This window comes from Georgenia sp. Z1491, assembly GCF_057652395.1.
The window spans coordinates 1,992,621-2,011,671 of sequence record NZ_CM172729.1 but is presented as its reverse complement, the minus strand read 5'-3'; the positions used below and the strand labels follow the sequence as shown (position 1 = coordinate 2,011,671).

Genomic DNA, 19,051 nt, shown 5'->3' with positions numbered 1-19,051 from the left:
TCCGCGCTGACGCCGAGGTGGCGGTCGACGAACCGGGTCACGCGCCGGCCCCGTCGGCGAGCGCGGCGTACGCCGGGGCGTCGAGCAGGTTCGCGGGGACGTCCGAGACGGCGACCTCGTAGAGCCATCCCTCGCCGTGCGGGTCGCCGGTGACGATCGCCGGGTCGGCGTCCGCGGCCTCGTTGACGGCCGTCACCTCGCCGGAGACCGGGGCGATGAGGTCGGAGACCGACTTCGTCGACTCGATCTCCCCGCAGGCCTGGCCGGCCACGACGGAGTCCCCGACCGCGGGCAGGTCGACGTAGACGGCCTCGCCGAGCGCGTCGGCCGCGTAGCGGGTCAGGCCGACCCGTCCGGTGGGGCCCTCGACCGAGATCCACTCGTGCTCGTCGGTGTACTTCCGGTCCTCGGGATAGGTGCTCACGACTCTCTCTCCTCGCGGTGTGACGGTGCGACGCGGTAGGACGTGCTGTGGCGGTGCGACGGTCCGGCAGATCAGCCGGCTCGTCGGTAGAAGGGGCTCTCGACGACGGTCATGGGTTGGCGCCTCCCACGGACGTCGGCCTCGACTGTGGTGCCGGGCTCGAGCGCCCGGTCGACGAGGGCGAGCGCGATCGGGTGGCCGAGCGTCGGCGAGAGCGCCCCGGAGGTCACCTCGCCGATCCGGTCCTCGCCGAGCAGCACCGAGGACCCCGCGCGGGCGGCACGGCGTCCCTCGCCGGTCAGGGCCACGAGCGCCCGGCCCGTGGGCCGCTGGCGCGCGGCCTCCACCGCGGCCCGTCCGACGAACGCATGACCGTCGGCGAGGTCGACGAGGCGGGCGAGGCCGACCTCGTCCGGTCCTGTCCTGCGCGTGAGCTCGTTGCCGTACAGCGGCATACCCGCCTCGAGGCGCAGCGAGTCGCGCGCGGCGAGGCCCGCCTGAACCAGTCCGTGGGCCGCCCCCGCCTCGAGCAGGGCCTCCCACAGCCTGGGCGCGTGCGCGGCACCGAGCATGAGCTCGTAGCCGGTCTCGCCGGTGTACCCGGTGCGGGCGAGCAGGAGCTCCACCCCGGCGACCGTGGCCGGACGTGCGCGGAAGTACCGGAGCGTCGTGAGGTCGTCGTTCGTGAGCGCGGCGAGCACCTCCGGCGCTGCGGGTCCCTGGACGGCCACGAGCGCGCGCGCCGTGGTGCGGTCGTCGACCGAGACGCCGTCGAGGCCTTCGGCGCGGCGTGTGAGCTCGTCGACGACGACCAGGCGGTTCGCTGCGTTGGCCACGACGAGGTACTCGTGTCCGGCGGTCCGGTAGACGACCAGGTCGTCGACGATGCCTCCGTCGGGCGCCAGCAGCACCGAGTAGCGGGCGCGCCCCACCTCCGCGGTCGAGGGCCTGGTGACGAGCGCGCGGTCCAGCGCCTCGGGCGCGCCCGGCCCGGAGACCACGACCTGGGCCATGTGGGACAGGTCGAACAGGCCGGCCGCGCTGCGGACGGCGCGGTGCTCCTCGAGCTCGGCGGTGTAGCGCAGGGGCATGTCCCAGCCCGCGAAGGGGGTCATCGACGCTCCGGCGCGCACGTGCGCGGCGTGCAGCGGGGTGTGCAGGACGTCCTGCTCGGTCACGGCGATCCTCCGTCGGACGGTGCGGGTGCTGCTGCCAGCCTACGGCGGTGACGGCGTCCCGGAGCGGGTTCAGGGATGGACGAGGAGGGGTTCAGGGATGGACGACGAGGACGGGGCAGGGCGACTCGAGCAGGACGTGCTGGGCGCCGGAGCCCACGCTGAGGGTGCCGGTCGCCGGCCGCCGCGCGAGCCCGAGGACCACGAGGCGCGCACCGGTCTCCTGGGCGGCCCGGACGATCTCGTGGCCGGCGTCCTGACCGAGACCGACGTATCGCATCTCGTACGCGACGTCCGCGTCGTCGAGCCGGTCGCGTGCCGTGTCGGCGTCGACCTCGACGACGGTCTGGTTGTCGTCCTCGGTCCTCGTGCGGGTGAGGACGACGACCACGCGTTCGTCGGTCTCGGTCACCGCGGACAGGGCGTGGGTGAGTGCGGCCTCGCCCTCGGGCGTGGCCAGGTACGCGACGACGACGTGCATCGGGTCCTCCTCGGTGCGCCGCCGGTGCGACGCGCGCACGGGCGACGCTACCCGGACCGCCCGTGCGGTGCCCGGGAGCAGGGCCGCCCGCCCACCGTCGCCCGCCCCCGCTCAGCCGCGTACTTTCCCGGTCAGCCGCGTCCGTCCTCGCGGGGCAGCTCCGCCTCGTCGAGCAGCGGCTCGTCCAGCAGGTCCTCGTCGAGCAGGTCGTCGCCGAGCAGCCGCTCGTCCAGCAGGTCCTCGTCGATCAGGTCGCCGTCGAGGAACCGCTCGCCCGGGAGGTCGTCGTCGAAGGCGGTGAGGTCGGACCAGCCCAGGCCGTCCTCGGGCCCGTCGTCGCAGAGCCACTCGTCGACGTCCCGCGGGGGCACCGTGCCGGACGCCTGGAGGTCCGCCACGAGACGTGCCAGGGAGTAGCCCGGGCGATCGGCGAGCGCGAGGTCGGCGAGCACCGCCGCCCGGGGGCCCTCCCCGCGTCGCCAGGCGAGCATGGCGAGCATGGCGAGCGCCGGGGCGGCGGCACCGTCCGGGGCGTACCGGGCGAGGACCTCCAGGGGCAGCCGCCGGTCGGCGGTCTCGATCGGTCCGCCCATCCACAGCGGGCCGACGATCTCCGGCTCGGCCAGGAGCTCGGTGGGCAGACCTTCTCCCACGAGCACCCGGGTGAGCACGGCGTCGCGCACCTCGAGGCGCTCGAGCCCGACGAGTAGGCGGGCGAGCAGCTCACGTTCCTTCATCGGGAGCGCTCCGCTCGCGGTCGTGCGGCGCCGCGCGAGCAGCTCGTCGTACGCCCGGACGGAGAGGCCGATGCCCGGGGCCCTGCGTCGCATCCTGGCGGCGACGGCGTCCAGGAGCAGGCGTCCGTTCGGCGAGCCCGGCTCCCGCACGACCCCGAGGTCGGCCCGGACGCCGAGCGGTGCGGACCCGGTGAGGACGAGCTCGGCCACGGCGCGCGCCTCGACGAGGTCGTCCAGGGACCGTCGACCGGGCCGGTCGTCGAACGGCGCGTGCCCCGGCAGGCGCTGCCACCCGTCGGCGGCGACGACCCACGCGCCCACGCGGTCGTCGTCGAGCGCCCGGACCCGCCGCACTGCGGTGAGGACGGTCGGGGACTCCCGGGCGTCCCGGAGCGGTGCGTCGGTGTGCACGACCGCCGCGTAGATGCCGAGTCGCTCACGGGCGAGCCGGCGAACGACCCCGGCGACGAAGGGCTCGCCGTCCGTCGCTCCCGCGTCGGCGAGGTCGAGGCGGGCGGCCGGTCCGACGGCGCGGCCACCGGCCACCTTGGGGGTCGTCAGTAGCGTGAGCGAGTCCTCGGGCCGGAACCCCAGGAGGTGCGGGACGGCGCCGACGAGGTCGGCGTCGCAGGAGAGTCTGAGCGTCATGGGTGTCATGCGGCCACGCTGGCAGCCGGGGCCCACGCCGCGTCCGGCACCTGTGCACGGACACCGGGTCGACCCGCCTGTGGACCCGCGGCGGTCGGTACCGCCCGCCCGCCCACGTACCCTCGTGCCATGGCCCCAGCCCCTCTTCCCGAGCCCCTCGAGGACGTGCGCGCCGCCGTCGACGACGCGACCCGGACGGGGTTCGAGTCCGCGATCGAGCAGCTGGACGGCCTCGCCGATCGGCTGGACGACCTCGCCTCCCCCGGGCGCGCACTGCTCGCCGGCGGCAAGCGGTCGCGGGCGCTGCTCGCCTACGCAGGGCACCGCGCCGCCGGGGGTGCGCGCGACGTCGCCGCCCCGGACCCGATCGTGCAGGCGGGCGCGGCGCTCGAGCTGTTCCAGCTGGCGGCCCTCGTCCACGACGACGTGATGGACGACGCCGACGTGCGCCGTGGCCGGCCCGCCGCGCACGTGGCCATCAGGGCCACCCACCGAGCCCAGGGGCTCGACGGCGACCCGGAGTCGTTCGGCGTGGCCGGCGCCATCCTCCTCGGCGACCTCCTGCTCGCCGCCTCGTCGAAAGTGATGGACGGCGCGCGCGCGTCGGTGGCGACCGATGCCGGCGCGGCCGCGAGGCACGTGTACGACCACATGTGCGCGGAGGTCGCCGCCGGCCAGTACCTGGACGTGCGGGCGGCCGCGACACCGCTGCGCACGGACCCGGACGGGGCCCTGGACCGCTCGCTCACGGTGCTGCGGCACAAGTCCGCCCGCTACTCGGTCGAGCACCCACTCGTGGTGGGCGCGTCGCTCGCGGGCGCCGGGAGCGAGACGGTCGCGGGCCTGCGCGCCGTCGGGGAGCCGCTCGGCGAGGCGTTCCAGCTCCGGGACGACGAGCTCGGGGTCTTCGGCGACCCGCTGGTCACCGGCAAGCCCGCGGGCGACGACCTGCGCGAGGGCAAGCGCACGGCCCTGCTGGCGCTGACGTGGAGCGCCGCCGGGCCCACCGACCAGGCCGTCCTCGAGGAACTCGTCGGGGACCCGGCGCTCGATGCCGCGGGGGTCGACCGGCTCAGGGAGATCATCACCGCCACGGGGGCGCGCGACGCCCACGAGCGCCTCATCGACGAGCGGGAGCGGGCCACGCGGGCCGCTCTCGGCCGGCTCCAGCTCGACGACGAGCCGCGCCGCCTGCTCGACGCGCTCGCCGACGCGCTGGTCACGCGCGCGGCGTAAGGCGTAGCGCGACCGCTCGGCGCGCGCCGCGTAGCGCTACCGCTCAGAAGGCCTGGGCGAGGGCCACCCGGCGCACCGCGTGCACGTGGCCGGCCCGCAGGGCGTCGATGGGCGCCTCGCCGAGCTCGTCGTCGTGCTCGAAGAGCCACGCGACGACCCCGGCCTCCGACATCCCGCCGTCGGAGAGCAGCGTGAGGGTGCCGGGCAGACCGTCGACCACGGCGGGCGGGTCGGCCGCCAGGTCGAGCATCTCGCGTGCCACGCCGGCAGCGCCGGTGCTGGAGCGGACGGTGACGAGCCGTCCGTCCCGGACGAGCTGGCGCACGTCTCGGTCGCGGACCCCGAGCGCGTCGGCGGCGTCGGGGACGGAGATCCAGGTCGGTCCGGGCATGCCGGTCAGCGTAGTCGCGCGCGGTCGACGGCCACGGACGCCGTCCGCCGCTCACGGCTCACCGCCCGCGGTTCGCAGTTCACCGCTCGAGCGGGCCGGAACGACGGACCCCGGGTTAGACGTGAGCCCCATCAACCACTAGTGTCCCAATCGTTACACGAGTAACACAGGTCCATCTGTTCACACCCGTCACCTGGGGGGGCATCTCGCAGGGGTCGGTCGCGTACCACTTCCCGGAGGACACATGCCCGCCGTCGCACATGCGCACCGCCGCAGCACCCGACGTCCGCTCACCCTTGCCACCCTCGCCACGACGGCGATGGGCGTGCCGACGCTCCTGGCCGTCCCGGCCGTGGCCGACGCACCGGCCCCGATGGCCCCGCAGACGGCGATGCCGTACGCGGCGTCCGTCCGCTCAGAGGCAGCCGCGGTCCAGACCGTGCGCACCGCCCCGGCCGCCGCGACCACGCCGACCCGGGCCGCCACCCTCACGCCGGTGCGCCTCTCGCCCGAGGAGTCGAGCTACACGGTGCGCCGGGGAGACACCCTCATCGGCATCTCCCGGCAGCTCGGGACGACCGTCCGTGCCCTGCAGCAGGCCAACTCGCTCACGGGCTCGCTCATCATCGACGGACAGGTCCTCACCGTCCCCGGCGCCGCGGCTGCGGCGCGGACGGAGCCCTCGGCCTCGTCCGGCTCGCACCAGGTCGTGGCGGGCGACACCCTCATCGGCATCGCCCGCGCCCACGGCACCACCGTGCGCGAGCTCCAGCAGGCCAACGGCCTGACGGGCACCGTCATCCGGACGGGACAGACTCTCACCCTCCCCGGTGCGGGCGCGTCGGCGTCCTCCGAGAACGCGGCGTCCGAGTCGTCGTCCACGGGCGGCAGCTACACGGTGCGCCCGGGCGACACGCTCACGCGCATCGCCCGGGCCAACGACACGTCGGTCCGCGAGATCGCCGAGTCGAACTCGATCGGCTCCGACGGTCGGATCTACGTGGGTCAGCGGCTCACCCTCCCGGGTGCGGCCGCGGCCTCCGGCCCGGCCACGTCCGACCCCGGCAACGACTCGGCCGGCATCGGGTCGACGTTCGCCGGACGCACGTACCCCGAGGCCGTCGTGGGTGCGGCCAACGCGAACCGCACCGCGCTCCTCGAGGCCGGGGTCCCGTCCCGGGCGTCGATGCAGGAGCTCGTCCGCAGCACGGCGGTCTCGATGGGCGTCGACCCACGCCTGGCGCTCGCGCACGCGTTCGTCGAGTCCGGCTTCAACCACGCGTCGGTCTCCCCCGCGAACGCGGTCGGCACCATGCAGGTGATCCCGTCCTCCGGCGAGTGGGCCTCCCAGCTCGTCGGTCGCCCGCTCAACATCATGAGCCCGCAGGACAACGTGGTGGCCGGCGTCGCGATCATCCGCGCGCTCCAGTCCTCCGCCGAGGACTCCGACCAGGGCATCGCCGCGTACTACCAGGGCCTGGGCGGCGTCCGGGCCCACGGCATGTACCCGGACACCGAGCGCTACGTCGAGACGGTGCGCGCCGCGATGAACCGGTTCTGACCAGGCACCACATCCGTTCCGCGCCGGGCCGGCGCCCCGCCCTCGTCGGCGGGATGTCCGGCCCGGCGCGGGTCCACCCCGGGATCACCCGGCCCGGATAGCATCCGCCCGTGGACACCCGCGCCGACCCGCTGGCCGGCCACCTCGTCGACGAGCGCTACCGGATCATCGAGCGCATCGCCCGGGGTGGCATGGCCAGCGTCTACCGTGCGCAGGACCTGCGGCTCGAGCGGGTCGTCGCCGTGAAGATCATGCACCCGCACCTCGCGGAGTCCCCCGACTTCGTCCGTCGCTTCCGGCGGGAGGCCCGGGCGGCCGCTCGGCTGTCCCACCCCGGCGTCGTCGCCGTCCACGACCAGGGCGTCGCCGGCGAGTCCTCCTACCTCGCGATGGAGCTCGTCGACGGCCCCAACCTGCGCGACGAGCTCCGGGCCCGCGGATCGCTCACGCTCGGGCAGACGCTCGACGTGCTCGACCAGGTGCTCGACGCCCTCGCCGCGGCCCACCGCGCCGGCCTCGTCCACCGGGACATCAAGCCCGAGAACATCCTCGTCACCGCGGACGGCCGCGTGAAGGTCGCCGACTTCGGGCTCGCCCGGGCGATCAGCGAGACGACCGCCGCCACGTCCGGGACCGTGCTCGGGACGGTGGCCTACATCGCGCCCGAGACGGTGCTCGACGGGGTCGCCGACCCGCCGGCGGACGTCTACGGCGTCGGCGTCGTCGCCTACGAGCTCCTCACCGGTGCCCAGCCCTTCTCCGGCTCCACCCCGGCCCAGGTCGCGTTCCAGCACGTCAACAGCACGGTCCCCGGCCCGGGCGCCGAGCTGACCTGGATCCCGCGCGAGGTCGACGACCTCGTCGCCGCCCTCACCGCGCAGGACCCGGACGACCGGCCCGCCGACGCCGGCGAGGCGCTCGCCCTGCTGCGCCGCACCCGCACCGTGCTGCCGGCCGAGGTCCTCGACCGGCGTTCCGACGTCGAGCCGCGCCCGCCGGCCACCTTCGACGACCAGGGCGACCACGACACCACCGGCCCCGGCTCTAGCTCGGCACCGCCCGCACCACCGTCCGCGCCCACCCCGCCGGCCACGCGCGACGAGGCCGATCCCGCCGGTCGGTCCGTGGCCATCCCGATCGGGGCGATCCGACCCGACGGCCGTCCCGCGCCACGCCGCAGCAAGGCGCCGGCGGCCGGTTCCCGGCCCGCAGCGCCCCGGTCGGCGAGCTCCGCGGCCCCCCTGTCCGCGGCGTCCGCGTCCGCCGCCGCACCGGCGGAGCCTGCAGCTCCGCCGTCGCAGGCCGCGGGGGGCGTCCCCGTCCGGGACGACACCCCCGTCCATCCGGTCACCCGCCCGGAGCGGGCCACCACGGCCGACACCAGCGACACCCGGCCCATCCCCGTGCGCCGCGACGGGGACGACGGCCGGTCACGGCCAGGCTCCGCCCAGTCACGCGCACAGCGGGGTCGACGACGGCGCACCGGCCTCGTCGCACTCCTGCTCGTGGTCCTGGCGGCGACCCTGGCCGGCGCGTGGTGGCTCCTCACCGCGGGGCCGCTCGCCGGCACCCCGGTCCCCGACGTCACCGGCAGGCCGAGCACGGCGGCCGTCGCCGCGCTCGAGGAGGCCGGCCTGGACCCGGTGCTCGAGGAGGCCTACTCCGACGACGTCGCCGAGGGCAACGTCGTCTCCACGTCGCCCGACGGCGGGGAGAGGACGCGGGACGACGCCGTCACGGTCGTGGTCTCGATCGGCGTGGAGACCCTCGCCGTCCCCGACGTCGTCGGCCAGACGCAGGAGGAGGCGGAGTCGGTCCTGTCCACCGCGCGGCTGACGGTCGGCGAGGTCACCCGCGAGTACGACGACTCGGTCCCCGCCGGCGAGGTGATCGCCACCGACCCCGAGGCGGGCGAGGTCGTCCCCCACGACGAACCGGTGGCGCTCGTCGTCTCCGACGGCCGCGAGCCGACCACCGTCCCCGACGTCACGGGCCTGGGCCGGGCGTCGGCGGTCGACGAGCTCGAGGAGGCGGGGCTCGGCGCCGACGTGCTCGAGGAGTACTCCGACACCGTCGACGAGGGCTCGGTCATCTCGCAGGACCCCGCCGAGGGCGACGCGTTCGTCGGCGACGACGTCGAGCTCGTCGTCTCGCTGGGACCCGAGCTCGTCGAGGTCCCCGACCTGCTCAACATGCAGGTGGAGGACGCCGTCGACGAGCTCGAGGCGCTCGACCTCGTCGCGGAGCGGGAGGACGTGCTCGGCGCCTTCTACGGGACCGTGCGCGACCAGACTCCCGAGGCCGGCTCGATGGTCGAGCGCGGCACGACCGTCACGCTGCGCGTGGTCTGACCGGCCGCCACCGCCGTCACCCGGCGCATGGACCTACGGGTCGACCCGGGCGCCCGCGCGCCCCGGTGCGTCAGCTCCGGAGCATCTCCGCGACCTCGAACGCCATCTGCAGGGACTGCTGATGGTTGAGCCGCGGGTCCACGAGGGTCTCGTAGCGCCGGGCGAGCCCGGCGTCGTCGATGGGGTCGGCACCGCCCATGATCTCCGTGACGTCGTCGCCCGTGAGCTCGACGTGGAGACCGCCCGGCACCGTGCCCAGCTGCTGGTGCACCTCGAAGAAGCCACGCACCTCGTCGAGGATCGTGTGCATCTCGCGCGTCTTGTAGCCCGACGGCGAGGTGATCGTGTTGCCGTGCATCGGGTCGCACACCCAGGTCACGGGGCGGCCGTCGGCCACGACCGTCTCCACGATGCCCGGCAGGGCGTCCCTGACGTTGCCCGCACCCATCCTGGAGATGAAGGTCAGCCGCCCGGCGAGACCGTCGGGGTTGAGCCGGTCGATGAGCGCCCGGACCTCGTCGGCGGTGACCGACGGGCCCAGCTTGACGCCGATCGGGTTCCGCACCCGGGAGAGCAGGTCGACGTGCGCGCCGTCCGGCTGCCGGGTCCGCTCCCCGATCCAGAGGAAGTGCGCGGAGGTGTCGTACGGCTGCCCGGTGCGGTGGTCGATGCGGGTGAGGGCGGCCTCGTAGTCGAGCAGCAGCGCCTCGTGCGAGGAGTACATGTCGACTGTTCGCAGGGCGTCGAAGTCCACGCCGGCGGCCGCCATGAACCGCAGCGCCCGCCCGATCTCGCCGGCGAGCGACTCGTAGCGGCCGTGGGCGGGGTTCTCGATGAACCCGCGGTTCCACTCGTGGACGAGCCTGAGGTCCGCGAAGCCGCCTCCGGTGAAGGCTCGGATGAGGTTGAGGGTCGTCGCGGAGCGGTGGTACATCCCCAGCAGCCGCTGCGGGTCCGGCACGCGGTCGGCCTCGGTGAAGCCGTGCGCGTTGACGGCGTCGCCCCGGTAGGACGGCAGGGTCACGCCGTCGCGGGTCTCGAGGTCGCTCGAGCGCGGCTTGGCGTACTGGCCGGCCATGCGGCCCATCTTGACGATGGGCAGGCTGGCGCCGTAGGTGAGGACGACGGCCATCTGCAGGACCGTGCGGATCTTGTTGCGAATCCGGTCCGCCGTGGACTCCGCGAACGTCTCGGCGCAGTCGCCGCCCTGCAGGAGGAACGCCTCGCCGCGGCCGGCCGCCGCCATGAGACCGGTCAGCCGGTCGGCCTCGCCCGCGAAGATGAGCGGCGGGCTGGCCTCCAGCTCGGCCACGACGGTCTCGAGCGCGGCGGGGTCGGGATAGCTCGGCTGCTGGGCGGCGGGCACGCTCCGCCACTGCTGCAGTCCGGCCAGGGTCTCCGCGGTGGGCTCGACGTTCACCGCGCCATCGTAGGCGGCGGGCCGCCGGCCCAGGACGCCGTGGCCGGCACACGGACGTGACGTGTGCCGCGCCACGGCGGCCGGGCCGGTGTCAGTGCTCCGCGGGGGCGGCGGGACGGACCGGCTGACCGATGCCGGCCATGAGGTCGGTGAACCACTCCTGGGCGATGTCGAACGCCTTGCCGCCGCCGACCCGGTCGTGCTCGATCGCGCGCAGGAGCCCGTCGCGCTCCTCGTCGTGGCCGATGAGTCCGGAGCCGCCCTCGAGCGCCACCTGGACGGCGAGGTCGGTCATCGACTTGATGAGGCGCAGGTCGTCGGGGTCGGCCGCGGCGGACCGCGAGAAGTAGCCCGACTTCTGGACCATGACCTTCTCGGCGCCGAGCTTCTCGGCGAACTGCTTCGCGAACCAGTCGCCCGGGTTGATCGTGTCGAGCTTGACGTGGCCGAACGGGTCGCGCTCGACCTCCTCGCCACGGGCCTCGAGCTCCGCCACGATCTCCGGCACGCCGGCGCCCTCGGAGAGGAAGATGTTGACGTTGCCCTGATCGTCCATGATCGCTCGCAGGCGGTCGGCCTCGGCGTCGATGTCGAGGTGCACCTCGGGCAGGAAGACGGCGTGGACGTCCCACCGCTCGCGGGTGAGCCCGAGCGCGGGCGCCCACTCCTGCGTGTCGAGCCACGTCCGGTAGCGGCGCGCCGCCGCCGCCGTGAGGTAGCCGCAGTGCCGGCCCATGACCTCGTGGACGATGAGCATCCGCGGGTTCGAGCGGTGCTCACCGATGATGTTCGATGCGAACCGCGCCGCCTCGCCCGCCGCAGTCCAGGCCCCGAGGGACTGCCGCACGGGCACGATGTCGTTGTCGATCGTCTTCGGCAGGCCGACCACCGTCATGTGGTGGCCGTTCGCCTCGAGGTAGGCGGCGAGGTCGGCAGCGGTCGTGTTCGTGTCGTCGCCGCCGATCGTGTGGAGCACGTCGACGCCGTCCGCGACCAGCTGGTCGGCGGCGACCTTGAGCGGGTCCGCCCCCTCGGGCGCGAGCCCGCGCTCGACGAGGTTCGCCACGTTCGTCAGCTTGACGCGGGAGTTGCCGATCGGGCTGCCGCCGAAGCGGTGCAGGATCGGAGCCTGCGACCGGGCCTCGGGCGTGATCGTCACCGACGTGCCGGTGAGCAGCCCGTGGTACCCGTGCTGGTAGGCGATGATCTCGACCTCGGGGGCGATCTCCGTGTACCGCTCGATGAGACCGCCGACGGCGGAGGACAGGCACGGGGCGAAGCCGCCCGCGGTGAGCAGGGCGACGCGGCGGACTGACATGAGTGACCTTTCGACGGCGCGGACCACACGTAACTCCCCCATCCTAGGAGCGCCGCCGGTGGCCCCGTGGCCCCGGTGGGCGGGTCCGGGTCTACCGTGGAGGCGTGACCATCCGCCCTCCGGACCCCGGTGACGACGACCCGACGCCGTCGCACGACCCGGGTCGGTCGCGCCGGCCGCTCGACGACGCCGAGGTCGACCGGCGCTTCGCCTCGATCCTCGACCAGCTCGGCGTCGGCCCGGGCGACGCCGGACCCGACGACGCCGGTCCGGCAGGTGCCGGGCGCACCACCGGCCCCACCGACCCCGGGGCCGACGGCGACGCACCCGTCGGCACCGACCGTCTCGGCGCCCGGCCGGCCGTGGGCCGCGGGCTGGGACCGCGCGACCACGTGGTCGAGGAGCACCCCGAGGACCCCGAGTGGGGCATCGACGGCTTCGTCGAGCCGGACCCGCCGGGGCCCGACCTGTCCGACCCGGGCGCGATCCTGGGCTGGACGTGCGCGATCGCGCCGATCGTCCTCGGCATCGTCCTGGGGGTGCTCGGCCGTCCCCCGTCGGTCGCCCTCATGCTGCTCGGTCTGGCCGTGACGGTCGCAGGCATCGTGCTGCTCGTGCGCCGGCTGCCCGGGGAGCGGGGACACGGCTCGGACGGTGCGGTCGTCTGAGGCCACCCCGGCGCCTACTCTTGTCCCACCAGTACGGCAGGGCGGCCGCGGTCATGGTCGCCCGCCAGGACCAGCGCCGACGGAGGCCCCCATGTCCAGCGAGACCACCCCCCGCCCGACCGCCTCGTTCCCCCGCGCGGTCGAGGTGCCCGCCGACTCCTCGATCACCACCCTCCTCGTCGACCACGCCCGTGAGGCGCCCGGCCGGGTGCTCTTCCGGGAGAAGGTCGCCGGCGAGTGGGTCGACCGCGACGCGGCCTGGAGCCTCGCGCGCGTCGAGGCGCTCGCCAAGGGCCTCATGGCTTCCGGGGTCGCCGCGGGCGACTCGGTGGCCATCATGTGCCGCACGCGCCTGGAGTGGACCCTGCTCGACCTCGCCGCCTGGTACGTCGGGGCCGTGCCCGTACCGATCTACGAGTCGTCCGCCGCCGACCAGGCCCAGTGGATCGTCAGCGACGCCGAGGTCACGGTGGCCTTCGCGGAGACCGAGGCCAACGCCGAGGTCCTGCGCGAGGCGGGCGGTCTCGAGGGTGGCACCCCGACCCTGCGCGAGGTCCTCGTCATCGACTCCGGCGCGCTGGAGACGCTCGCGGAGCGCGGCGCCGAGGTCTCCGACGACGAGGTGCGTGAGCGCCAGCGGGCCGTCCACCTCGACGACCTCGCGACCATCATCTACACGTCGGGCACGACCGGCCGGCCCAAGGGCGCCGAGCTCACGCACGAGAACTTTGCCGTCCTCGCCGTCGAGGCCGTCCACACCCTGCGCGAGGTCGTCTCCCAGCCGGGCTCGTGCACGCTGCTGTTCATCCCCCTGGCGCACGTGTTCGCCCGCTTCGTCGAGGTGCTCATCCTCGCCGCCGGCGTCCCGCTCGGGCACTCCCCCGAACCGAAGGAGGCCGTGGCCGACCTCGCCGTCTTCCGGCCCACCCTCCTGCTGTCGGTGCCGCGCATCTGGGAGAAGGTGTTCAACTCCGCCGAGCAGAAGGCGGGCAGCGGCATCAAGCTCCGCCTCTTCCGGGCGGCGGCGAAGGCCGCCGAGGACTACTCCCGCGCCCTCGACACCTCGAGCGGCCCGTCGGCGCTCCTCAAGGCCCGCTACCGCGTCCTCGACCGCCTCGTGCTCGCCAAGCTCCGCGCGGTCATGGGCGGACGCCTGCGGTACGCCGTCTCGGGCGGCGCGCCGCTGGGCGAACGGCTAGGCCACTTCTACCGGGGCGTGGGCCTGGTCGTGCTCGAGGGCTACGGGCTCACCGAGACGACGGCGCCGATCGCCGTGGGACGCCCGGACTCCCTGCGGATCGGCACGGTGGGGCTGCCGATGCCGGGCACCGAGATACGCATCGCCGAGGACTCCGAGATCGAGGTGCGCGGCCTGCCCGTCTTCCGCGGCTACCGCGGCGGGGTGGGCGCGGACGCCATGACCGAGGACGGGTTCTTCCGCACCGGGGACCTCGGCTCGCTCGACGACGGGCACCTGCGCATCACCGGGCGCAAGAAGGAGATCATCGTGACGGCGGCCGGCAAGAACGTCGCCCCCGCCCTGCTCGAGGACCCGCTGCGCGGTCACCCGCTCATCTCCCAGTGCCTCGCGGTCGGGGACCAGCAGCCGTTCATCGCGGCGCTGATCACGCTCGACGAGGAGATGCTGCCGGGCTGGCTCGACAACCACGGTCGCGAGCCGATGACCGCCGACCAGGCCCGCACCGACCCGTTCGTGCGCGAGCGGCTCCAGCAGGCGATCGACCGGATCAATACCAAGTTCTCGCGCGCCGAGCAGATCAAGGAGTTCGTCATCCTGCCCGAGGACCTCACGGTGGAGAACGGGTACCTCACGCCGTCGCTCAAGGTGAAGCGCGCGGCCGTCCTCGCCGACCACGCCGAGCTCGTCGACTCGCTGTACTCCGACGCCCGGGCCCGCCGGGCGGCGGCCACCGGCGCGGACGCCTGACCGGCCCCGGGCGGCCCGGCGTCCACGGCACCTCGTCCCCGGTGCGCCGCGCCGACACCGTGGTCGCCGACCACGGTGTCGGCGTCCGTCCGTAGCCTGTCCGCGTGTCCTCGTTGCTCGCCCCGCCTCCCGGCCGCCGGCTGGTCGACGACGGCGACGCTCGAGGCGGCAGCGACGCGCAGGGCCACGGCCGCCCGTACCAGGTGGGGCTCGACGAGCTCGGCACGCCACTGAGCGAGGTGACGTTCGTCGTCGTCGACCTGGAGACCACCGGCGGGGCCGCCAGGTCGGACCGGATCACCGAGATCGGCGCGGTCAAGGTGCGCGGGGGCGAGGTGCTCGCCGAGCTCGGCACGCTGGTCAACCCCGGCATCCCGGTCCCCCCGCAGATCACCGTCCTGACCGGCATCACCACGGCGATGGTCGCGCCCGCCCCGCCGATCGAGGAGGTGCTCCCGACCTTCCTGGAGATGGCGGGGTTCGACCGCGGCTCCGTGCTCGTGGCGCACAACGCCCGGTTCGACGTCGGGTTCCTCAAGGAGGCGATGCGCCGGCACGGCCGCGAGTGGCCCGCGCCGATGGTCGTCGACACCGTGCAGCTGGCCCGGCGCGTCGTGACCAACGACGAGGTCCCCAACCGCAGGCTCGGAACGCTCGCCGCATACTTCGGGGCGACCACCACGCCCGACCACCGGGCGCTGTCCGACGCCCGGGCCACCGTCGACGTCCTGCACGCCCTCATCGGGCGTCTCACCCCGCTCGGCATCACCCATCGCGAGGACCTGCCCACTCTCGCCGAGAAGGTCCCCGCGCACCGCCGCCGCAAGGCGAGCATCGCGGACGGGCTCTCCCGCGGCCCGGGCGTCTACCGGTTCGTGGGGCCCGGCGGGCAGGTCCTGTACGTGGGGCGGGCGACCAACCTGCGCCAGCGCGTGCGCTCGTACTTCACGAGCGCCGAGCGCCGGGCCCGCATCGGCGAGATGGTCGACCTCGCGGCGAGCGTCGAGGAGATCCCGTGCGCCACCGTGCTCGAGGCGCGGGTGCGCGAGCTGCGCCTCATCGCCGAGCTCGACCCGCCCTACAACCGACGCTCGAAGCGACCGAGCAGGTTGCCGTGGGTCCGGCTGACCGACGAGCCCCACCCGCGCCTGACGATCGTGCGTTCCCTCGACGCCGCCAGGCTGGGCACGGCGCTGGGCCCGTTCGGCTCGCAGCGGGCGGCGCGGCTCGCGGTCGAGGCGCTGCAGTCGGTGGTGCCGGTGCGCCGCTGCACCGCCCGCCTGCCCGCCGTGCCCCGGGCGGACGCCCGTGCGTGCGCGCTCGCCGAGCTGGGCCAGTGCTCGGCGCCGTGCGCGGCAGGGCCCGCGCTGCTGCAGATCCGGCCCCGCACCCTGGCGACCGGGACCGAGGAGCCCGTGGACCACGACCAGGCCGTCGCCGGCCTGCGCCGCGCGCTCGCCGGTGACCTCACGGCCGTGCGGACGGCCCTGCTGAGCAGGATCGGTGACCTGGCGGCCCGGCAGCGCTACGAGGAGGCGGCCACCGAGCGCGACCGGCTGCGGGCGCTGCTCGTGGCAGCCAGGCGCACCGAGCTGCTGCGGCCGCTCGTCGCCACCGCCGAGATCGTGGCCGCGCGGGCGAGGCCGGCCGGCGGCTGGGAGATCGTCGTGGTGCGGCACGGCCGGCTCGCCGGCACCGCGATCTCTGCGCCGGGCGTCGACCCGATGGCCACCGTGGCGGACCTGGTCGCGACCGCCGAGCACGTCCCCGTGCCGACGTCGACGTGGGGAGCCGCGTCCGCGGAGGAGACCGAGATCCTCGCCGAGTGGCTGTGGCGCGGCGGCACGCGGATCGTCGACCGCACGGGGGACGTCCCGCTCGGCTCCCCGGTCGGCGGCGCCGGCTCGCTGCCCCTGCCGCCGGGACCCGACTCGCTCATCGGGGATGATGGGGGTCGGCGCCGCTGACGCCGTCCCAGCCCCGGCCCGCCCATCGGCCGCCCGACAGCCAGGAGGAGACATGCTCACCGCCATCGTCATGATCGAGGCCGACGTCGCCCGCATCCCCGAGGTCGCCCAGCGCGTCGCCGACCTCGACGGCATCTCCGAGGTCTACTCCGTCACCGGTGACTTCGACCTCATCGCCATCGCCCGGGTGGAGCAGCACGAGGACCTCGCGGACGTCGTGTCCGACCGTCTCGGCAAGATCGAGGGCGTCACGGGCACGACCACGTACCTCGCCTTCCAGGCGTACTCGCGCAACGATCTCGAGCAGGCGTTCCACATCGGGCTCGACTGAGCCCGCCAGAGATCAAGGAGTGAGCCTGGATACGATAGTATCCAGGCTCACTCCTTGATGACCGGGTGGCGTCGTCGCGCGTCAGCCGGCCGTCAGCTCGATCCAGCGGTCGAGGCGGGTGCGCGCCGCGCCGGAGTCGACGGACTCCCGGGCGTGGTCCAGCGCGATGCTCAGGCGGTCGACGAGGCCCGGGTGCTCCGCACGGTCCAGACCGGGCAGCGTGCCGTCCGCGACGAGCGCGGCCGCCGCGTTGAGCAGCACCGCCTCCCGCACCGACCCCGCCTCGCCCGCGAGGAGACGCGTGGCCACGGCGGCGTTGTAGGCGGCGTCCTGCCCACGCAGGTCCTCGACCGTGCTCGGCGCGAGCCCGAGCTCGGTCACCGCGTCGATCTCGTGGGCGACCACCTCACCGTCCGCGACCTCCCACACCTGGTTGACGGTCGTGGTGGACAGCTCGTCCAGTCCGTTGTCGCGCCCGCGGAACACGAGCGCGGACGTCCCGCGTGCAGCCAGCACGCCGGCCACCAGCGGGGCGCTGCGCACCGGTGAGACACCGATCGCCCCCGCGCGGGGCCGCGCCGGGTTCGTCAGGGGCCCGAGGAGGTTGAATGCCGTGCCGATGCCGAGCGCGCGCCGGGTGGGCGCGGCGTGCCGCATCGAGGGGTGGAACATGTTCGCGAAGCAGAAGGTCAGCCCGTTCTCGTGGAAGACCCGCTCCACGGTGGGCACGTCGAGGTCGAGGTCGACACCCAGGCTCTCGAGCACGTCGGCCGAGCCGGACGCGGACGAGGAGGCCCGGTTCCCGTGCTTGACCACGCGCACCCCCGCGCCGGCGATGACGAGCGAGGCCATCGTCGAGATGTTGACCGTGCGCAGGCGGTCACCCCCGGTGCCGACGATGTCGACGACGTCGGAGGGGACGTCGACCGGCAGCGCGTGCGCGAGCATCTCGTCCGCGAGGCCGCGCAGCTCGTCGACGGACTCGCCCTTCGTGCTCAGCGCCGCGAGGAAGCCGCCGAGGACCACCGGGTCCGTCGCCCCCGTCATCACCTCGTTCATCGCCCACGCGGTCTCCGGCGCGGACAGGTCCTCGCCCGCGACGACCCGTGCGAGCAGGTCGGGCCAGCGGACCGCGCGGCCCGACCTCACGAGAGCCGCTCGCGCAGCAGGCCCGAGAGCGCCTCCTGGAGCGCGCGGGGGTCCACGGGGTAGGTCGCGACCGCGTCCGCCTCCGACCACGTGGCGAGCCACCGGTCCTCGGGCCGCGCGATCATCAGCAGCACCGGCGGGCAGCGGTAGACGCTCGTCTTCAGCCGGCGGGACAACGACATGCCGCCCTCCTTCGGCGACTCTGCGTCGAGCACGAGCGCGTCCACGCCGCCGGCCTCCACGCGCGAGACGACCGCGTCGGCGGTCGCGGTCTCGACCAGGTCCACGAGCGGGAGGTCCCGTGCCGGACGGCGCCCCACCGAGGAGACGATCTGACTGCGTGTGGCGGAGTCGTCGGAGAAGACGAGGACGGTCATCCGCGCCTCGCCGACCTCCCCGGTCGACTCGGCGCCCTGGTCGGTCCTGGTCACGGTCATGTCCTGCTCCTCACGCGTCCGATGCTCGGCACGGCGGCCCGGCCGCACGCCCACCACATCGTAGGCCCGGCGCGGATGTGACCGTCCTGACCGGCAGGCGCGCCGACGGGAGAGGTCCGCACCACCCCTGACGTGGGCCATAATGACCAGGTGTCGTCTACCTCTGCACCCGCGCACGCACCGGGAACGGTGAACCGGCCGAACCCGCTGTCGGTCGGCGTCATCGTCTGGCTCGCCTCGGAGCTGATGTTCTTCGCCGGCCTGTTCGCGATGTACTTCACGCACCGGTCGGTCGCCGGCCCCGAGGCCTGGGCGGACGAGGCGTCCGTCCTCAACTTCCCCTGGGCCCTGAGCATCACCATCATCCTCGTGGCCAGCTCGTTCACCTGCCAGATGGGTGTGTGGGCCGCGGAGCGGTTCCAGCAGCGCCGCACCGGCGGCCTGCTCGACGTCCGCCGGTGGGGCATGAACGAGTGGTACTTCCTCACCTACGTGCTCGGCGCGATCTTCGTCGCCGGGCAGACCACCGAGTACATCGAGCTCATGCACCACGGCGTGACGATCCAGGCCAGCTCGTACTCCTCGGTCTTCTTCATCACCACCGGCTTCCACGCCCTGCACGTGCTCGGCGGGCTCATCGCCTTCCTCTACGTCCTCGGCCGGTCCTACCAGGCCAAGACGTTCGGCCACCTCGAGGCCGGATCGGCCGTCGCCGTGTCGTACTACTGGCACTTCGTCGACGTCGTCTGGATCGGCCTGTTCATCATCATCTACATCATCAGATAGCGTCGCCGGGGCGCGGCACGGAA

Annotated in this window: 17 protein-coding genes; 8 read left to right on the top strand and 9 right to left on the bottom strand. The window is 74.3% G+C overall.

From position 1 onward, the window contains the following. Nucleotides 1–37 precede the first annotated feature (37 nt). The 4 genes from gcvH to AC24HA_RS09365 form a co-directional block, all read right to left on the bottom strand. Entirely contained in the window at nt 38–424 is a 387-nt protein-coding gene (gene gcvH / locus AC24HA_RS09380; protein WP_425708872.1) for a glycine cleavage system protein GcvH, read from the bottom strand. 71 nt (nt 425–495) lie between these two features. Further along, nucleotides 496–1,602, bottom strand: a complete 1,107-nt coding sequence (gcvT, locus tag AC24HA_RS09375; protein ID WP_425708873.1) for a glycine cleavage system aminomethyltransferase GcvT — start codon at nt 1,600–1,602, stop codon at nt 496–498. 91 nt (nt 1,603–1,693) lie between these two features. Further along, on the bottom strand, nt 1,694–2,080 hold the full coding sequence (locus tag AC24HA_RS09370) for a universal stress protein (RefSeq protein ID WP_425708874.1): 387 nt from the start codon (nt 2,078–2,080) through the stop codon (nt 1,694–1,696). Between the two features lie 131 nt (nt 2,081–2,211). Continuing rightward, on the bottom strand, nt 2,212–3,474 hold the full coding sequence (locus AC24HA_RS09365) for a DUF4192 family protein (RefSeq protein ID WP_425708875.1): 1,263 nt from the start codon (nt 3,472–3,474) through the stop codon (nt 2,212–2,214). A 120-nt stretch (nt 3,475–3,594) separates the two neighbouring features. On the opposite strand from AC24HA_RS09365, the gene AC24HA_RS09360 reads away from it, so the two are divergent. Further along, nucleotides 3,595–4,701, top strand: coding sequence for a polyprenyl synthetase family protein (locus AC24HA_RS09360; RefSeq protein WP_425708876.1), 1,107 nt, complete (start codon nt 3,595–3,597; stop codon nt 4,699–4,701). Nucleotides 4,702–4,744: 43 nt separating this feature from the next. Here the strand turns inward: AC24HA_RS09360 and AC24HA_RS09355 are convergent, their stop codons facing one another. Further along, nucleotides 4,745–5,092 (bottom strand): Rv2175c family DNA-binding protein, encoded by a 348-nt coding sequence (locus tag AC24HA_RS09355; RefSeq protein WP_425708877.1) that lies wholly within the window; start codon nt 5,090–5,092, stop codon nt 4,745–4,747. Between the two features lie 244 nt (nt 5,093–5,336). On the opposite strand from AC24HA_RS09355, the gene AC24HA_RS09350 reads away from it, so the two are divergent. Both AC24HA_RS09350 and AC24HA_RS09345 read left to right on the top strand, forming a co-directional pair. Beyond that, nucleotides 5,337–6,653: a lytic transglycosylase gene (locus tag AC24HA_RS09350; protein WP_425708878.1), complete on the top strand. Its 1,317-nt coding sequence runs from the start codon at nt 5,337–5,339 to the stop codon at nt 6,651–6,653. Between the two features lie 110 nt (nt 6,654–6,763). Beyond that, on the top strand, nt 6,764–9,004 hold the full coding sequence (locus tag AC24HA_RS09345) for a Stk1 family PASTA domain-containing Ser/Thr kinase (protein WP_425708879.1): 2,241 nt from the start codon (nt 6,764–6,766) through the stop codon (nt 9,002–9,004). A gap of 70 nt (nt 9,005–9,074) precedes the next feature. Here the strand turns inward: AC24HA_RS09345 and AC24HA_RS09340 are convergent, their stop codons facing one another. After that, a complete protein-coding gene (locus tag AC24HA_RS09340; protein ID WP_425708880.1) occupies nt 9,075–10,424 on the bottom strand; it encodes a class II 3-deoxy-7-phosphoheptulonate synthase in 1,350 nt (449 codons plus the stop codon). A gap of 91 nt (nt 10,425–10,515) precedes the next feature. Further along, on the bottom strand, nt 10,516–11,742 hold the full coding sequence (locus AC24HA_RS09335) for a pyrophosphate--fructose-6-phosphate 1-phosphotransferase (protein ID WP_425708881.1): 1,227 nt from the start codon (nt 11,740–11,742) through the stop codon (nt 10,516–10,518). Between the two features lie 104 nt (nt 11,743–11,846). Here AC24HA_RS09335 and AC24HA_RS09330 point away from each other — a divergent pair, with 104 nt between their 5' ends. From AC24HA_RS09330 to AC24HA_RS09315, 4 genes are all read left to right on the top strand, one after another. Continuing rightward, nucleotides 11,847–12,410: a hypothetical protein gene (locus AC24HA_RS09330; protein WP_425708882.1), complete on the top strand. Its 564-nt coding sequence runs from the start codon at nt 11,847–11,849 to the stop codon at nt 12,408–12,410. 91 nt (nt 12,411–12,501) lie between these two features. Beyond that, nucleotides 12,502–14,358, top strand: a complete 1,857-nt coding sequence (locus AC24HA_RS09325) for an AMP-dependent synthetase/ligase (protein WP_425708883.1) — start codon at nt 12,502–12,504, stop codon at nt 14,356–14,358. 104 nt (nt 14,359–14,462) lie between these two features. Further along, complete coding sequence (locus AC24HA_RS09320; RefSeq protein WP_425708884.1) at nt 14,463–16,325, top strand: DEDD exonuclease domain-containing protein; 1,863 nt, start codon at nt 14,463–14,465, stop codon at nt 16,323–16,325. Between the two features lie 52 nt (nt 16,326–16,377). Further along, nucleotides 16,378–16,656, top strand: coding sequence for an Lrp/AsnC family transcriptional regulator (locus AC24HA_RS09315; protein WP_425708885.1), 279 nt, complete (start codon nt 16,378–16,380; stop codon nt 16,654–16,656). A gap of 81 nt (nt 16,657–16,737) precedes the next feature. On the opposite strand, the gene trpD is transcribed toward AC24HA_RS09315, so the two are convergent. Together trpD and AC24HA_RS09305 are read right to left on the bottom strand one after the other, a co-directional pair. Beyond that, a complete protein-coding gene (gene trpD, locus AC24HA_RS09310; RefSeq protein ID WP_425708886.1) occupies nt 16,738–17,805 on the bottom strand; it encodes an anthranilate phosphoribosyltransferase in 1,068 nt (355 codons plus the stop codon). Next, entirely contained in the window at nt 17,802–18,242 is a 441-nt protein-coding gene (locus AC24HA_RS09305) for a response regulator (RefSeq protein WP_425708887.1), read from the bottom strand. The genes trpD and AC24HA_RS09305 overlap by 4 nt, the downstream gene beginning before the upstream one ends. 150 nt (nt 18,243–18,392) lie before the next feature. Here AC24HA_RS09305 and ctaE point away from each other — a divergent pair, with 150 nt between their 5' ends. Beyond that, nucleotides 18,393–19,028, top strand: coding sequence for an aa3-type cytochrome oxidase subunit III (gene ctaE / locus AC24HA_RS09300; RefSeq protein ID WP_425708888.1), 636 nt, complete (start codon nt 18,393–18,395; stop codon nt 19,026–19,028). Nucleotides 19,029–19,051 lie beyond the last annotated feature (23 nt).

Excerpts from the sequence above, each read along its gene's own strand:
- AC24HA_RS09370 (WP_425708874.1), bottom strand. The coding sequence starts at position 2,080 with ATGCACGTCGTCGTCGCGTACCTGGCCACGCCCGAGGGCGAGGCCGCA.
- AC24HA_RS09365 (WP_425708875.1), bottom strand. The coding sequence starts at position 3,474 with ATGACACCCATGACGCTCAGACTCTCCTGCGACGCCGACCTCGTCGGC.
- AC24HA_RS09360 (WP_425708876.1), top strand. The coding sequence starts at position 3,595 with ATGGCCCCAGCCCCTCTTCCCGAGCCCCTCGAGGACGTGCGCGCCGCC.
- AC24HA_RS09355 (WP_425708877.1), bottom strand. The coding sequence starts at position 5,092 with ATGCCCGGACCGACCTGGATCTCCGTCCCCGACGCCGCCGACGCGCTC.
- AC24HA_RS09350 (WP_425708878.1), top strand. The coding sequence starts at position 5,337 with ATGCCCGCCGTCGCACATGCGCACCGCCGCAGCACCCGACGTCCGCTC.
- AC24HA_RS09335 (WP_425708881.1), bottom strand. The coding sequence starts at position 11,742 with ATGTCAGTCCGCCGCGTCGCCCTGCTCACCGCGGGCGGCTTCGCCCCG.
- AC24HA_RS09325 (WP_425708883.1), top strand. The coding sequence starts at position 12,502 with ATGTCCAGCGAGACCACCCCCCGCCCGACCGCCTCGTTCCCCCGCGCG.
- AC24HA_RS09315 (WP_425708885.1), top strand. The coding sequence starts at position 16,378 with ATGCTCACCGCCATCGTCATGATCGAGGCCGACGTCGCCCGCATCCCC.
- AC24HA_RS09305 (WP_425708887.1), bottom strand. The coding sequence starts at position 18,242 with ATGACCGTGACCAGGACCGACCAGGGCGCCGAGTCGACCGGGGAGGTC.